This window comes from Geobacillus sp. FSL W8-1251 (genome assembly GCF_038005945.1).
GTDB lineage: Bacteria > Bacillota > Bacilli > Bacillales > Anoxybacillaceae > Geobacillus > Geobacillus stearothermophilus.
The window spans coordinates 2,836,774-2,850,101 of the sequence record NZ_JBBOUF010000001.1; the positions used below are offsets into that span (position 1 = coordinate 2,836,774).

At 56.2% G+C, this 13,328-nt stretch carries 17 protein-coding genes; 16 read left to right on the forward strand and 1 reads right to left on the reverse strand.

The features are described 5' to 3' along the window. The first annotated feature begins 3 nt into the window (after positions 1–3). The 6 genes from NSS88_RS15010 (at position 4) to ypjB (ending at position 4,185) form a co-directional block, all read left to right on the forward strand. Complete coding sequence (locus tag NSS88_RS15010) at positions 4–459, forward strand: YpiF family protein (RefSeq protein WP_055358579.1); 456 nt, start codon at positions 4–6, stop codon at positions 457–459. 144 nt (positions 460–603) lie between these two features. After that, positions 604–1,113: a QcrA and Rieske domain-containing protein gene (locus NSS88_RS15015; RefSeq protein WP_055358580.1), complete on the forward strand. Its 510-nt coding sequence runs from the start codon at positions 604–606 to the stop codon at positions 1,111–1,113. Between the two features lie 3 nt (positions 1,114–1,116). Further along, positions 1,117–1,791: a menaquinol-cytochrome c reductase cytochrome b subunit gene (gene qcrB / locus NSS88_RS15020; RefSeq protein ID WP_011231676.1), complete on the forward strand. Its 675-nt coding sequence runs from the start codon at positions 1,117–1,119 to the stop codon at positions 1,789–1,791. A 49-nt stretch (positions 1,792–1,840) separates the two neighbouring features. Next, complete coding sequence (locus NSS88_RS15025; protein WP_055358581.1) at positions 1,841–2,605, forward strand: menaquinol-cytochrome c reductase cytochrome b/c subunit; 765 nt, start codon at positions 1,841–1,843, stop codon at positions 2,603–2,605. 78 nt (positions 2,606–2,683) lie between these two features. Continuing rightward, a complete protein-coding gene (locus tag NSS88_RS15030; protein ID WP_055358582.1) occupies positions 2,684–3,307 on the forward strand; it encodes a DUF1405 domain-containing protein in 624 nt (207 codons plus the stop codon). 89 nt (positions 3,308–3,396) lie between these two features. Continuing rightward, the gene (gene ypjB / locus NSS88_RS15035; protein ID WP_055358583.1) at positions 3,397–4,185 is read left to right on the forward strand and encodes a sporulation protein YpjB; all 789 of its coding nucleotides are present in this window, start codon (positions 3,397–3,399) and stop codon (positions 4,183–4,185) included. A 115-nt stretch (positions 4,186–4,300) separates the two neighbouring features. On the opposite strand, the gene NSS88_RS15040 is transcribed toward ypjB, so the two are convergent. Further along, entirely contained in the window at positions 4,301–5,173 is an 873-nt protein-coding gene (locus NSS88_RS15040; protein ID WP_055358584.1) for a YitT family protein, read from the reverse strand. A gap of 158 nt (positions 5,174–5,331) precedes the next feature. Between NSS88_RS15040 and NSS88_RS15045 the strand changes: the two genes are divergently transcribed. From NSS88_RS15045 to panD, 10 genes are all read left to right on the forward strand, one after another. Next, the gene (locus tag NSS88_RS15045; RefSeq protein WP_033010114.1) at positions 5,332–5,667 is read left to right on the forward strand and encodes a nucleotide pyrophosphohydrolase; all 336 of its coding nucleotides are present in this window, start codon (positions 5,332–5,334) and stop codon (positions 5,665–5,667) included. Beyond that, positions 5,664–6,461: a 4-hydroxy-tetrahydrodipicolinate reductase gene (gene dapB / locus NSS88_RS15050; protein WP_341085203.1), complete on the forward strand. Its 798-nt coding sequence runs from the start codon at positions 5,664–5,666 to the stop codon at positions 6,459–6,461. The genes NSS88_RS15045 and dapB overlap by 4 nt, the downstream gene beginning before the upstream one ends. 31 nt (positions 6,462–6,492) lie before the next feature. Then, the gene (mgsA, locus tag NSS88_RS15055) at positions 6,493–6,927 is read left to right on the forward strand and encodes a methylglyoxal synthase (RefSeq protein ID WP_033014018.1); all 435 of its coding nucleotides are present in this window, start codon (positions 6,493–6,495) and stop codon (positions 6,925–6,927) included. 5 nt (positions 6,928–6,932) lie between these two features. Beyond that, complete coding sequence (gene bshB1 / locus NSS88_RS15060) at positions 6,933–7,643, forward strand: bacillithiol biosynthesis deacetylase BshB1 (protein ID WP_033014019.1); 711 nt, start codon at positions 6,933–6,935, stop codon at positions 7,641–7,643. After that, complete coding sequence (gene bshA / locus NSS88_RS15065) at positions 7,640–8,773, forward strand: N-acetyl-alpha-D-glucosaminyl L-malate synthase BshA (protein WP_055358585.1); 1,134 nt, start codon at positions 7,640–7,642, stop codon at positions 8,771–8,773. Before bshB1 ends, bshA begins: the two co-directional genes overlap by 4 nt. After that, positions 8,773–9,987, forward strand: coding sequence for a CCA tRNA nucleotidyltransferase (locus NSS88_RS15070; RefSeq protein ID WP_055358586.1), 1,215 nt, complete (start codon positions 8,773–8,775; stop codon positions 9,985–9,987). Before bshA ends, NSS88_RS15070 begins: the two co-directional genes overlap by 1 nt. After that, positions 9,945–10,934, forward strand: a complete 990-nt coding sequence (locus NSS88_RS15075) for a biotin--[acetyl-CoA-carboxylase] ligase (protein ID WP_055358587.1) — start codon at positions 9,945–9,947, stop codon at positions 10,932–10,934. Before NSS88_RS15070 ends, NSS88_RS15075 begins: the two co-directional genes overlap by 43 nt. A 265-nt stretch (positions 10,935–11,199) precedes the next feature. Then, positions 11,200–12,036: a 3-methyl-2-oxobutanoate hydroxymethyltransferase gene (gene panB / locus NSS88_RS15080; RefSeq protein ID WP_033010092.1), complete on the forward strand. Its 837-nt coding sequence runs from the start codon at positions 11,200–11,202 to the stop codon at positions 12,034–12,036. Next, entirely contained in the window at positions 12,036–12,905 is an 870-nt protein-coding gene (gene panC, locus NSS88_RS15085) for a pantoate--beta-alanine ligase (RefSeq protein WP_033014059.1), read from the forward strand. Before panB ends, panC begins: the two co-directional genes overlap by 1 nt. 15 nt (positions 12,906–12,920) lie before the next feature. Further along, positions 12,921–13,304: an aspartate 1-decarboxylase gene (panD, locus tag NSS88_RS15090; RefSeq protein ID WP_033010095.1), complete on the forward strand. Its 384-nt coding sequence runs from the start codon at positions 12,921–12,923 to the stop codon at positions 13,302–13,304. The last annotated feature ends 24 nt before the right edge of the window (positions 13,305–13,328 follow it).

A 13,328-nucleotide genomic window follows, 5' to 3' on the forward strand; every position in this document is an offset into this window, starting at 1 on the left:
ACGATGAAATGGACAAGCGGGGACGTCGCCATCTACGAAAAAGAGCGCGACTACATTGATACGGCACTCATTCCGCTTTTGCCGGTGGCCATCGACCAAGGAGCGAGGCGGCTCGCCTCGGGCGGGGAGTTCGTCGGGCTTGTGGCCGCCGAGGCTGAGCGGCAGCTGAGAGGCCGTGTGTTTTTGCTGCCGGCGTTTGTGTATTTTGCCGATGAACCGCGGCCATCGCTGGCAGAGCGGCTGGCGGGCTGGACAAGCCGGCTTGGACAAGAGGGGATGAAGCATGTGTTTTACGTGACGTGTGACCCGGCGTGGCAAGAGGGCGAAGAAGCTGACCGCGTTTGGCTCGTTCCGGACGTTCCGCTCGAGAACATGGAGGAATCGTACAGGCACGAACTCGTCAAGGAGCAGGCGGCCGAGCTGATCCGCTTTTTCGTCAGCTGCTGGACAAAAAGGTAAGCTGGGCAAAGTCCGACGTTTTGCCGCCTGCGATATTGACCTTCTCCAGCAACTGAGCTATCATTAGAATGTCCTAGTTTTTCATATGTGTTATACATACAATCGTCCGGTGCGGACTTGATTTTGCATAGAGGGGGGAAGACGATGAACGACAACAAACATCGTGTAACGAGACGTCAGTTTTTAAACTACACGCTGACCGGCGTCGGCGGTTTTATGGCGGCAGGAATGCTGATGCCGATGCTCCGTTTTGCTTTCGATCCGGTCTTGAAGGATGAAGCAGGGACGGAGATGGTCGCGGTGGCGGACGTCAAAGAAATTACGACCGAACCGAAGCGCTTCGACTTTAAAGTGAAGGTGAAAGACGCTTGGTACGAGTCGGAAGAGCCGAAATCAGCTTGGGTGTACAAGGATGAAAAGGGGGACATTATCGCCCTGTCGCCGATTTGCAAACACCTTGGCTGTACGGTTGACTGGAACACGGATAAAGAGCATCCGAACCATTTTTTCTGTCCATGCCACTATGGTCTCTACACGAAAGACGGCACGAACGTTCCGGGGACGCCGCCGCAAGCGCCGCTTGACCGTTACGAGTACAAAGTGAAAGACGGCAAGCTGTATTTAGGCAAGGCGAAACCAAGAAAGGAGGCGTAATGCGTGTTAAACAAGCTGTATGACTGGGTTGATGAACGCTTAGATATTACGCCTTTATGGCGGGATATCGCCGATCACGAAGTTCCGGAGCACGTCAACCCGGCCCACCATTTTTCCGCCTTTGTCTATTGTTTCGGCGGGCTGACGTTTTTTGTCACGGTCATTCAAATTTTGTCGGGCATGTTTTTGACGATGTACTACGTCCCGGATATTAAAAACGCATGGGAATCGGTGTATTATTTGCAAAACGAAGTAGCGTTCGGCCAAATTGTGCGCGGCATGCACCACTGGGGGGCGAGCCTTGTCATCGTCATGATGTTCTTACATACGTTGCGCGTCTTTTTCCAAGGGGCGTATAAAAAGCCGCGCGAGATGAACTGGATCGTCGGCGTATTGATCTTTATGGTGATGATGGGTCTTGGCTTTACCGGTTACTTGTTGCCATGGGATATGAAAGCGCTGTTCGCGACGAAAGTCGGTTTGCAAATCGCGGAGGCGACGCCGCTTATCGGTCCGGCGATCAAAACGCTGTTGGCTGGAGATCCGGAAATTGTCGGCGCGCAAACGTTGACGCGCTTTTTTGCCATTCACGTCTTCTTCTTGCCGGCCGCTTTGCTCGGCTTAATGGCAGCGCACTTTTTAATGATTCGTAGACAAGGCATTTCCGGTCCGCTATGATCGGTCGGCCCGCGTTTCGAGGCGATAGAAAAAAGGAGGGAATCACGCAATGCATCGCGGAAAAGGAATGAAATTCGTCGGCGATTCCCGTGTTCCCGCGGTAAGAAAACCGAATATTCCGAAGGACTATTCAGAATATCCCGGGAAAACGGAAGTGTTTTGGCCGAACTTCCTGCTCAAGGAATGGTTGGTCGGTTCGGTCTTTCTCGTCGGTTTCTTATGCTTGACGGTCGCCCACCCGTCGCCGCTTGAGCGGATCGCTGACCCGACGGACACGACGTACGTGCCGCTGCCTGACTGGTATTTCTTGTTCTTATACCAATTGCTCAAATACTCGTATGCGTCTGGTCCGTATACGGTCGTCGGCGCGATCATCATCCCGGGGTTGGCGTTCGGCGCGCTCTTATTGGCGCCGTTTTTGGACCGCGGCCCAGAGCGCCGTCCTTGGAAGCGTCCGGTCGCGACCGGGATGATGCTGTTGGCGCTTGCGGCGATGATTTATTTGACATGGGAAGCGGTCGTCACACACGACTGGAAAAAAGCGGCTGAACAAGGGAAAATTCGCGCGGAAGTGGAAATTGATACGAACGCGGAAGGCTATAAAATCGCCCAAGCGAACACATGTACATCGTGTCACGGACAAAACTTGTCCGGCGGTGCTGGTCCGTCGCTCATCGGCACCGGCTTGACGCCGGAAGAGATCGCGAAGATCGCCAAAGAAGGGAAAGGCAACATGCCAGGTGGCATTTTTAAAGGCACGGATGAAGAGCTGAAAAAAATGGCGGAATTCATCGCCGGCTTAAAAGCGGAATAATTCGTTCGGCACGGAAAAGCTGACTCGCGTTAGTCAGCTTTTTTCGTGCTAACATGAAACCGAGGCGAGGTGCAGATGATGGCATGGCTTTATGCAATATTGGCCGCCCGGCCGGTTGTTTGGTTGCTGTTGTTCGTGAATGCCGCCGGCACCGTTTACGGCTATTATTGGTACCGCTATCAACTTGCGGAGACGCCGCCCGTCTTTTTGCCGTTTGTTCCCGACAGCCCGACGGCGAGCCTTTTTTTTGTGCTCGTCCTCACCGCTTGGTTGCTGGGTCGATCCTCGCCGCTGTTTGAGGCGCTCGCGTTGGTGACGCTTGTCAAATACGGGATTTGGGCCGTCGTCATGAACGTGCTCGTTTGGCGCGTCACGGGGACGCTCGATTGGGCTGGCTGGATGCTCGTTGTGTCGCACGGGGCGATGGCAGTCGAAGGCGCACTGTACGCTTCGTTTTATCGGTTTCGCTCCGTCCATCTCGCCTTGGCGGCGGTTTGGACGCTGCATAACGATGTCATCGATTACGTGTTTGGCATGATGCCTCGTTACCATATGTTGGAACGACACGCCGATCAAATTGGCTATTTTACCTTTTGGTTGAGCATGGCTTCCATTGCCGCTGCGTATTGGCTTGGCATCCGCGTGCGGCGGCAGCCGCTTTTGCCAGGCGGCCGTATCGATTTCCGTCCGAAAGCGGAATAGAAAATTCAGCCGCGTCTTGATGGCGGTTCCTTGGTCTACTCTTGTCCACTCCTTCATACATTGTAGTAATGAATGAGGGAGGGACGATGATGAAACGAATCGGGCTGGCCATGTTGTTATCGTTCATCTTTTTATGGCCAGCGCTCGTTGGCGCGGCCGGACGACCAAGCGGTTGGGAGCAGCTGGACGATATTTCCGACGAGGCGCTGCAGTTAGGGAAAAACGAGCGTTTTGCCGAAGCAAAAGAGGTGCTCCTCTATTTTTCTGAACGATTTTTTGCCCTTGAGGCGAAAAAACGGTTGAAAACGGCCGATGAGCTGCGGGCGGTGACTGTCACGCACGAACATGCCGTCAAAGCGATGACAGCGCCGATTCCAGACGAGGACAAGGTCGTTGCTCTTACACAGTTCCGCCTTGTCGTCGATGCTGTTCACTCCACCTATCAACCGCTCTGGTCCGAGATGGAATCCGCCGTCATGGAGGCGTTTGCCGTGATGGAACAGGCGGCGGAGCGCGGAGAGAGGAAGGCGTATGCGGCTGCCCTTCGCCGGTTTATGGATCGCTATGCCTTGATTGAGCCGAGCGTGAAAATCGATGTGCCTCCGAAAGAAGCGAAAAAGGTCGACCATGACCTCGAAGTGCTGCAAGGCGCTTCGTTTTGGCGGCTTGGCCAAAGCGAGCAGCGCGAGCAGCTTGCTGCCGCGCGCCGCAATATAGAAGCGTTGTTTGACGGGGTGAAAAAGGACGAAGCCGACCCGTCGCTCATTTGGGTCATGATTTCGACCGGTGGAATGATCGTCTTAACGTTGACGTATGTCGGCTGGCGGAAGTACAGAGGAGAAAAAGAGGCGAAGCGGGCGCGGCAGCCGGAAGAATAGGAGCCGGCTTGCTTTCAAGAGGGGGAATGGGTTCCCCCTCTTTTTTATTTTGACGGCTGCGCGGCACCTGGCAAGCCGGGCATGCCCCGAGATGTTGAGGACAGGGACTCAGTCCTTATTGCTCCAGCGGCCGCTTGTGCTCATCGAGCGTAAACCCTTCGCCGAGCACGTCGTGCACATCGGTGACCGCGACAAAGGCGTGCGGATCGACGGACATAATGACGCTTTTGAGGCGGGGCAATTCGTTTTTGGCCACGACGCAATACAGCACGTCACGGTCGCGTTTCGTATACGAGCCGCGCCCTTTGAGCACAGTGACGCCGCGCTCCATCTCTGTCAAGATCCGGTTGGCGATCTCTTCGCTTTTTTCTGAGATGATGGTCGCCCCTTTTGCCGCATAGCCGCCTTCCTGCAGAAAATCAATGACCCGGGCGGCGATAAAGACGGCGACCAACGTATACATCGCCTCGCGGTATGACAGGTAAAGAAGAAGTGACAACGTGATGACGGCGGCGTCAAAGGCAAACATCGTTTTGCCCATGCTGATGCCTTTGTATTTATGGACGAGGCGGGCGATAATGTCGACGCCGCCGGTTGTGCCGCCGTAGCGGAAAATAATGCCGAGGCCGACGCCGATAAACACGCCGGCAAACAGCGCTGCCAGCGTCATGTCGTGACGGAGCGGCATATGGATCATGTAGCGTTGGAAGATCGATAAAAAAATGGAAACCGCGACCGTGCCGATGACAGTATAAAGAAACGTCTGGCGGCCGAGCAACCTCCAACCGATCAAAAAGAGCGGAATATTGAGCGCCAGGTTGGTGATGGCCGGATCAAAACCAAACAAAAAATAAAGAAGAAGCGTAATGCCGGTAAACCCGCCTTCCGCCAAATTGTTTTGCATGTTGAAATGAACGAGCCCGAAGGCGAAAATGGCGGCGCCAAGCAAAATAAACAGGCAGTTTTTGATCTTTAGTCCAAAAATCATACCGTCCCTCCGTCCGCAAAAATAGTCGGCGTCTTCATTATAGAGGAACTTGTCCGCCTAGGCAATGATGGCCGGAAGCGCGATGATTTGGCACAAGGCGAAAACATTTGTCAAATGTGCTGCTTTTCGTTAACATGGAAACAGGCGAGGTGATGGCCATGCAGGAGAAAACGATGAAACAGATGCAGCGTGAAGTAGACGAATACATCAGCCAGTTTAAGGAAGGCTATTTCAGCCCTCTCGCCATGCTGGCGCGGCTGACCGAAGAGCTCGGCGAACTGGCGCGTGAAGTGAACCACTACTACGGAGAAAAGCCGAAAAAAGCGACTGAACAAGAAAAAACGGTGGAAGAAGAGCTGGGCGATTTGCTGTTTGTGCTCATTTGTTTTGCCAATTCGCTCGGCATTGATTTGCAGGCGGCGCACGATCGGGTGATGGACAAGTTTCGCACCCGCGACCGCGACCGCTGGACGCGGAAGGAGGAAGAATCATGACGATTCGCATCGTCATCGCGGGGCCGCGCGGCCGCATGGGCCGCGAGGCGGTGGCGCTCGTGCAAAAAACAGATCATTTCGAGCTGGCTGCGGTCATTGACCGCCGCTATGATGGCCAAAATTTGGCTGACATCGAAGGGTTTGCCGGCGTCAATGCCCCCATTTACACCGATGCCGCCCGTTGCTTTGTCGAGGTGAAGCCGGATGTGCTCATCGATTTGACGACGCCGGAAGTTGGAAAGCGGCATGCGGAGCTGGCGCTGCGTTACGGCGTTCGTCCGGTTGTCGGCACGACGGGATTCACGCCGGAAGAGATCGAGCGGCTGACCGAACTCGCTGAGGCGAACAACATCGGCGCCATCATCGCGTCCAACTTTGCCATCGGCGCGGTGCTGATGATGAAATTCGCCCGCATGGCGGCCAAATATTTCACGGATGTAGAAATTATCGAGCTGCACCATGACCAAAAGCTGGATGCTCCGTCCGGAACGGCGTTGAAAACGGCGCAGCTCATCGCCGAGGTCCGTCCGTCGAAAAAGCAAGGTCATCCGGACGAAAAAGAAACGCTTGAAGGGGCGCGCGGAGCCGCGTACGACGGCATTCCGATCCACAGCGTCCGCCTGCCGGGGTTTGTCGCCCATCAAGAAGTCATTTTTGGCGGTGACGGTCAGACGTTGACGATCCGCCATGACTCGTTTCATCGGAGTTCATTTATGTCCGGGGTGAAGCTTGCCGTCGAGACGGTCATGCATTTACATACGCTTGTGTATGGGCTTGAACATATTTTAGAATAGCGCGGCTTGCGCAAACGAGGGAGGGGGAAACGTGAAAATCGCCTTGATTGCCCACGACAAGAAAAAAGAGGACATGGTCGCCTTTGCGACCGCCTATGCGCCCGTGCTGGCCAACCATGAACTGTATGCCACCGGCACGACCGGGCTGCGCATTCAGGAGGCGACCGGCCTTGCCGTCCACCGCTTCCAGTCCGGACCGTACGGGGGCGACCAAGAAATTGGGGCGATGATCGCCCGCAATGAAATGGACCTTGTCATTTTTTTCCGCGACCCGCTGACCGCCCAGCCGCACGAGCCGGACATCAGCGCGTTGATGCGCCTTTGCGACGTCTATGCCGTGCCGTTGGCGACGAACATCGGTACGGCCGAGCTGCTCATCCGTGCGTTGGAGCGCGGCGATTTGGCATGGCGCAGCATTGTGCGCGGCCGAACAAAAGGCGGGGAGGAATCGAAAACAGAAAGGTGACAGCGATGACGGAAACGTGTGATTTATTGGCGTTTGGCGCCCATCCGGATGATGTTGAAATCGGCATGGGCGGAACGATCGCCAAATACACGCGCCGCGGTTTTCGGGTGATCATTTGCGATTTGACGAAGGCGGAGCTGTCGTCCAACGGCACGGTCGACGAGCGGCAGAAAGAGGCGGCCGAGGCGGCCCGGCGGCTTGGCGTGGCGCTTCGCCTCAACCTCGGGCTGCCGGATCGCGGCCTTTTGATCAGGGAAGAGGCGATTCGCCGCATCGTGTCGGTCATCCGCCGCTACCGCCCGCGCGTCGTCTTTGCTCCGTATTGGGTCGACCGTCATCCCGACCACGGGCAATGCGCCCGCCTTGTCGAGGAGGCGGTCTTTTCTGCCGGCATCCGCCGCTACGGCGCCGGGGAGCTTGGCGACGCCCACCGCGTCCGCGCTATGTATTATTACATGATCAATGCGTTTGAACGGCCGCATTTTCTGATCGATATTAGCGAGACGGTCGGCGACAAGCTGGCGAGCCTGCGCGCGTATGAAAGCCAATTTGAAAAGCGGCCCGGTTCGGTGGACACGCCGCTGACAAACGGCTACATCGAGACGGTGGAAAGCCGCGAGCGTTGGTTTGGCCAGCAAATTGGCGCCGCCTATGCCGAAGGGTTTTTGTCCAAAACGCCGATTCATCTTTTTGATTTATTCGAGGAGGCGCGATGAAGCTGAAAATCGGGATTGTTTGTTATCCGACAGTCGGAGGCTCAGGGGTCGTTGCCACCGAGCTCGGCAAGCTGCTGGCCGAAAAAGAGCATGAGATCCATTTTATTTCCTCGAGCATGCCGTTTCGGTTGAACAAAGTATATGGAAACATTTATTACCATGAAGTGAACGTCAATCAGTATTCGGTCTTTCAGTATCCGCCGTACGATTTGGCCCTTGCCAACAAAATCGCGGCGGTGGCTAAGCGCGAACGGCTCGATGTGCTTCATGCCCATTACGCCGTCCCGCACGCCGTTTGCGCCGTGCTGGCGCGACAAATGGTCGGCGAGCTGCCGATTGTCACGACGCTGCACGGCACCGATATTACCGTCTTGGGTTATGATCCGTCGCTGTCTGACATGATCAAGTTCGGCATTGAGCAGTCCGATATCGTCACCGCGGTGTCTGACGCCCTCGTGCGGCAGACGTACGAGTTGCTCGATGTGCAAAAACCGATCTATACGGTGTACAACTTTGTCGACGAACGCGTGTACCGCCGTCGGGAGGCCGGCCATTTGCGGCGGGAATACGGCATCAGTGAACAGGAAAAGGTCGTGATCCATGTCTCCAACTTTCGGAAAGTGAAGCGCGTGCCCGATGTCGTGCGGGCGTTTGCCATCGTCCGCCGCCATATGCCGGCCAAGCTCTTGCTTGTCGGCGACGGCCCAGAAATGACCGTCGTCTGCCGGCTTGTCAAAGAGCTCGGGCTCAACGGCGATGTCCGATTTTTGGGGAAACAGGACAAACTCGAAGAGCTGTACTCGATCAGCGATGTGATGATGCTCTTGTCGGAAAAAGAAAGCTTCGGGCTTGTCCTGCTCGAAGCGATGGCGTGCGGCGTTCCGTGCATCGGCACCGCCATCGGCGGCATTCCGGAAGTGATCGAAGACGGAAAAAGCGGGTTTTTATGTCCGCTTGGCGATGTTGAAGAAGCGGCTCGGCGGACGCTTATGCTGCTGACCGACCGCCGCCTTCATCAAGAGATGGCGCGCCAGGCCGTGCAAACGGTCGAGCAAAAGTTTCGTTCGTCCGACATCGTCGGGCAATATGAACAGCTGTACATTTCGCTCGCCGCAAGGAAGGTGAAATGATGAAACCGCCGTTTCAAGAGGCGCTCGGCATCATTCAACAGCTGAAACAGCATGGCTATGACGCCTATTTCGTCGGCGGAGCGGTGCGTGATTTGCTGCTTGGACGCCCGATCGGCGATGTGGATATTGCGACAAGCGCCTTGCCGGAAGACGTTATGGCGATTTTTCCAAAGACGATCGATGTCGGCTCGAAACACGGCACGGTCGTCGTTGTCCATAAAGGAAAAGCGTATGAAGTGACAACATTTCGCACGGACGGCGACTATGAGGACTACCGCCGTCCGGAGTCGGTGACGTTTGTCCGCTCGCTTGAGGAAGACTTAAAACGGCGCGATTTTACGATGAATGCCATCGCCATGGACGAATATGGGGCTATCATTGATCCGTTTGGAGGGCGAGAGGCGATTCGCCGGCGAATCATTCGCACCGTCGGAGAGGCGGAAAAGCGGTTTCGTGAAGATGCGCTTCGCATGATGCGGGCCGTTCGCTTTGTCAGCCAGCTCGGATTTGCGCTTGCGCCGGATACGGAACAGGCGATCGTCCAAAACGCTCCGCTTTTGGCCCACATTTCAGTCGAGCGGATGACGATGGAGATGGAAAAGCTGCTCGGCGGTCCGTTTGCCGCCAGGGCGCTGCCGCTGTTGGCCGAAACCGGATTGAACGTTTACTTGCCTGGTTTGGCAGGGAAAGAGAAGCAACTGCGTCTGGCGGCGGCTTATCGTTGGCCATGGCTTGCCGCGCGCGAAGAACGGTGGGCGCTTTTGTGCCATGCGCTTGGTGTGCAGGAAAGCCGGCCGTTTTTGCGCGCGTGGAAGCTCTCGAACAAAGTGGTCGACGAAGCGGGCGCCATTTTGACGGCGTTGGCTGACATTCCACGGCCGGAAGCATGGACGAACGAACAGCTGTTTTCCGCCGGCCTTGAGCGGGCGCTCTCGGTGGAAACAGTGCGCGCCGCCTTCACCGGCGCGCCGCCTGGGCCATGGCATGAGAAACTGCGCCGCCGCTTTGCCTCCTTGCCGATCAAAACGAAAGGGGAGCTGGCGGTCAACGGAAAAGACGTGATCGAGTGGGTCGGGAAACCGGCCGGCCCGTGGGTGAAAGAGGCGCTGGACGCCATATGGCGGGCGGTCGTCAACGGAGAAGTCGAGAACGAGAAGGAGCGGATTTACGCATGGCTCATGGAGCGCAATCGGACACGCGAAAAAAACTGTTAGAGCTGTTTGCAGAAGCGAACGGCGAGTTTTTGTCGGGACAAAAAATCAGCGAACGGCTCGGCTGTTCGCGGGCGGCCGTATGGAAACACATCGAGGAGCTGCGCAAAGAAGGCTTTGAACTCGAAGCGGTGCGCCGCCTTGGCTATCGGATCGTAAGCACGCCGGATAAGGTGACGGCGAATGAAATCCAGCTCGGCCTGAAAACGGAAACGCTCGGCCATACGATCCATTTTTTCGAGGAAGTCGATTCCACGCAGCGCATCGCCGCCAAGCTGGCGTACGAAGGGGCGCCGGAGGGGACGCTGGTCGTCGCGGAAGAGCAAAAAGCCGGCCGCGGGCGCCTCGATCGGAAATGGTTTTCTCCGAAAGGAACCGGCATTTGGATGAGCCTTATTTTGCGCCCGCCCATCCCCCCGCAGCGGGCGCCGCAATTGACGCTGCTTGTGGCGGTGGCCATTAGCCAAGCCATTCAAGAAGTGACCGGGCTTGTCCCGAATATTAAATGGCCGAACGACATTTTGCTTCACGGCAAAAAAGGCGTCGGCATTTTAACCGAGCTGCAGGCCGATCCCGACCGCGTCCACTCGGTCATCGTCGGCATCGGCATTAACGTCAATCAAACAGCGGAACAATTTCCCGAGGACATTCGCGCCATCGCCACGTCGCTTGCCATTGAAAAAGGCGAACGCATCAAGCGTGCGCCGCTCATTCAAGAAATTTTGCTCCGCATCGAGCGGCTGTATAAGCAATATTTGGCGCACGGCTTCCGCTCCATCAAGCTTCTTTGGGAAGGGTATGCGGTTTCGATCGGCAAGCCGGTGACGGCAAGAACGCTGGGCGGAACGATTCGCGGCATCGCCCGCGGCATCACCGAAGACGGGCTGCTCATTCTCGAAGATGAGGAGCAAAACACCCATTATATTCACTCAGCCGATATTCAGTTGTAAATTGCCACTAGAAAAATTGTGATAATTTTATTAAAATACAAGGCGAGGAAAGGGCAGTATCTTTGTCAAGAAAGAGCTGCACCGAGGCTGGCAACATGAATAAATGGTTGAGACGATCTGCCTTGATCCTTACTCGAAGGACTGGGACAGAGGGGTGAACGAAACCGACGGCGGTTTATGGCGTCCTTCTTTCTCAAGGCGGGAAAGAAGGACGTTTTGTTTCGGTCGCGTCACCTCCTCTGCAACAAAAGGGGAGGGAGTCAATGTGAAGACGAAAACGGATTTTTTTCGCATGAAACAGACAGGCGAGCCCATCGTCATGGTGACCGCCTATGATTTTCCATCGGCCAAGCTCGCGGAGCAAGCCGGGGTGGACATGATTTTGGTCGGCGACTCGCTCGGCATGGTCGTGCTCGGCTATGACTCGACGATTCCGGTGACGGTTGAGGACATGATTCATCATACGAAGGCGGTGCGGCGGGGCGCGCCCAACACGTTTGTCGTCACGGACATGCCGTTTATGTCCTACCATGCGTCGAAAGAGGAAGCGTTGCAAAACGCCCGGCGCATCATGCAGCAATCGGGGGCGAACGCCGTCAAAGTGGAAGGAGCCGATGAAGTTACCGGCGTCATCGCCGCGCTGACGAAAGCCGGCGTGCCGGTCGTCGCCCACCTCGGGCTGACACCGCAGTCGGTCGGCGTCCTCGGCGGCTACAAAGTGCAAGGCAAAGATGCGGAAAGCGCCAAAAAGCTTATGGATGATGCGAAACAGTGCGAACAAGCGGGCGCGATCGCCTTGGTGCTCGAATGCGTGCCAAGGCAGCTTGGCGCCGCCATTGCCCGGGAGCTTCATATTCCTGTCATCGGCATCGGCGCCGGGGCCGAGGTGGACGGCCAAGTGCTCGTGTATCATGATGTGCTCGGCTACGGTGTTGACCGTGTGCCGAAGTTTGTCAAACAATACGCCGTCATTCAAGATGCCGTCGTCCAGGCATTGGCCAACTATGTCGCCGATGTCAAACTGCGACAGTTTCCAGAGCCGGCGCACGCGTTTACCATGAAGGAAGAAGAATGGGTGGCGTTATACGGAGGAAAGCAATGATGATCGTTGTTGACCGCATTGCGACAATGCAGGCGTTGATGCGCCAATATCGCCGCGAAGGAAAAACGATTGGGTTCGTCCCGACGATGGGCTATTTGCACGATGGGCACGCCGCGCTCATCGACCGGGCGCGCGAAGAGAACGATATCGTTGTGCTCAGCATTTTTGTTAACCCGCTTCAGTTTGGACCGAACGAAGATTTTGCCCGCTACCCGCGCGATTTTGAGCGCGACCGGCGCATCGCCGGCCAGCATGGCGTGGACGTATTGTTTCACCCGGAGGTGGACGAAATGTATCCGGCGCCGCTCTCGGTGCAAGCGGTCGTCAAGGCGCGCACCGATGTGTTGTGTGGGCGGTCGCGGCCCGGTCATTTCGACGGCGTGGCGACCGTGCTCATTAAGCTGTTCAATATCGTCATGCCGGACCGCGCCTATTTCGGGATGAAAGACGCCCAGCAGGTGGCCGTTGTCGCCGGCTTAATCCGCGACTTTAATTTTCCGATCGAGCTCGTGCCGGTGCCGACGGTGCGCGAGACCGACGGGCTGGCGAAAAGCTCGCGCAACGTTTATTTATCGCCGCAGGAGCGAAAGGAAGCGCCGGCGCTCTACGAGGCGCTTAAGGCCGCAGCAGCGGCTGTTGACCGCGGGGAGCGGAACGCGGAAGCCATCCGCCGCCTCGTGCGGGAGCATATTGAGGCGCATACGCATGCGGAAATCGATTATGTTGAAGTATGCTCATATCCCGATTTAACGCCGCTTTCGGCGCTCGCCGGAACGGTTCTCATTGCGGTTGCCGTCCGGTTTGCGGGCGCCCGCTTGATCGATAACATCATGGTCGAGTTGCCTGCAGCGGACAGGCGAGGGGAGTAAAAGGGGGGATCGTCCATGTTTCGTACGCTCATGAACGCCAAAATTCATCGCGCCCGTGTGACGGAAGCGAACCTGGATTACGTCGGCAGCATTACCATCGATGAAGATATTTTGGACGCCGTCGGCATGGTGGCTAATGAAAAAGTGCAGGTGGTCAACAATAATAATGGAGCCCGCTTTGAAACGTATATCATCCCCGGGGAGCGCGGCAGCGGCGTCTTTTGCCTAAACGGCGCGGCCGCCCGCCTCGTGCAAAAAGGGGATATCATCATCGTAATTTCGTATGCGCTCGTTCCGGAAGAAAAAGTCGCCGCGCATCGTCCGAAAATCGCCATTATGGACGAACACAACCGGATCGCGCAGCTTATCGCCGAAGAGCCGGCACATACGATTTTATAATGTGGTCAAAAAGGGGCTTTCCGC

Bases quoted from the DNA above. Each gene is read 5' to 3' on its own strand.
- ypjB (WP_055358583.1), top strand. From the start codon at position 3,397: ATGAAACGAATCGGGCTGGCCATGTTGTTATCGTTCATCTTTTTATGG.
- NSS88_RS15040 (WP_055358584.1), bottom strand. From the start codon at position 5,173: ATGATTTTTGGACTAAAGATCAAAAACTGCCTGTTTATTTTGCTTGGC.
- NSS88_RS15010 (WP_055358579.1), top strand. From the start codon at position 4: ATGAAATGGACAAGCGGGGACGTCGCCATCTACGAAAAAGAGCGCGAC.
- NSS88_RS15025 (WP_055358581.1), top strand. From the start codon at position 1,841: ATGCATCGCGGAAAAGGAATGAAATTCGTCGGCGATTCCCGTGTTCCC.
- NSS88_RS15045 (WP_033010114.1), top strand. From the start codon at position 5,332: ATGCAGGAGAAAACGATGAAACAGATGCAGCGTGAAGTAGACGAATAC.
- bshA (WP_055358585.1), top strand. From the start codon at position 7,640: ATGAAGCTGAAAATCGGGATTGTTTGTTATCCGACAGTCGGAGGCTCA.
- bshB1 (WP_033014019.1), top strand. From the start codon at position 6,933: ATGACGGAAACGTGTGATTTATTGGCGTTTGGCGCCCATCCGGATGAT.
- panD (WP_033010095.1), top strand. From the start codon at position 12,921: ATGTTTCGTACGCTCATGAACGCCAAAATTCATCGCGCCCGTGTGACG.
- NSS88_RS15075 (WP_055358587.1), top strand. From the start codon at position 9,945: ATGGCTCATGGAGCGCAATCGGACACGCGAAAAAAACTGTTAGAGCTG.
- panC (WP_033014059.1), top strand. From the start codon at position 12,036: ATGATCGTTGTTGACCGCATTGCGACAATGCAGGCGTTGATGCGCCAA.
- dapB (WP_341085203.1), top strand. From the start codon at position 5,664: ATGACGATTCGCATCGTCATCGCGGGGCCGCGCGGCCGCATGGGCCGC.
- NSS88_RS15070 (WP_055358586.1), top strand. From the start codon at position 8,773: ATGAAACCGCCGTTTCAAGAGGCGCTCGGCATCATTCAACAGCTGAAA.
- NSS88_RS15015 (WP_055358580.1), top strand. From the start codon at position 604: ATGAACGACAACAAACATCGTGTAACGAGACGTCAGTTTTTAAACTAC.
- NSS88_RS15030 (WP_055358582.1), top strand. From the start codon at position 2,684: ATGGCATGGCTTTATGCAATATTGGCCGCCCGGCCGGTTGTTTGGTTG.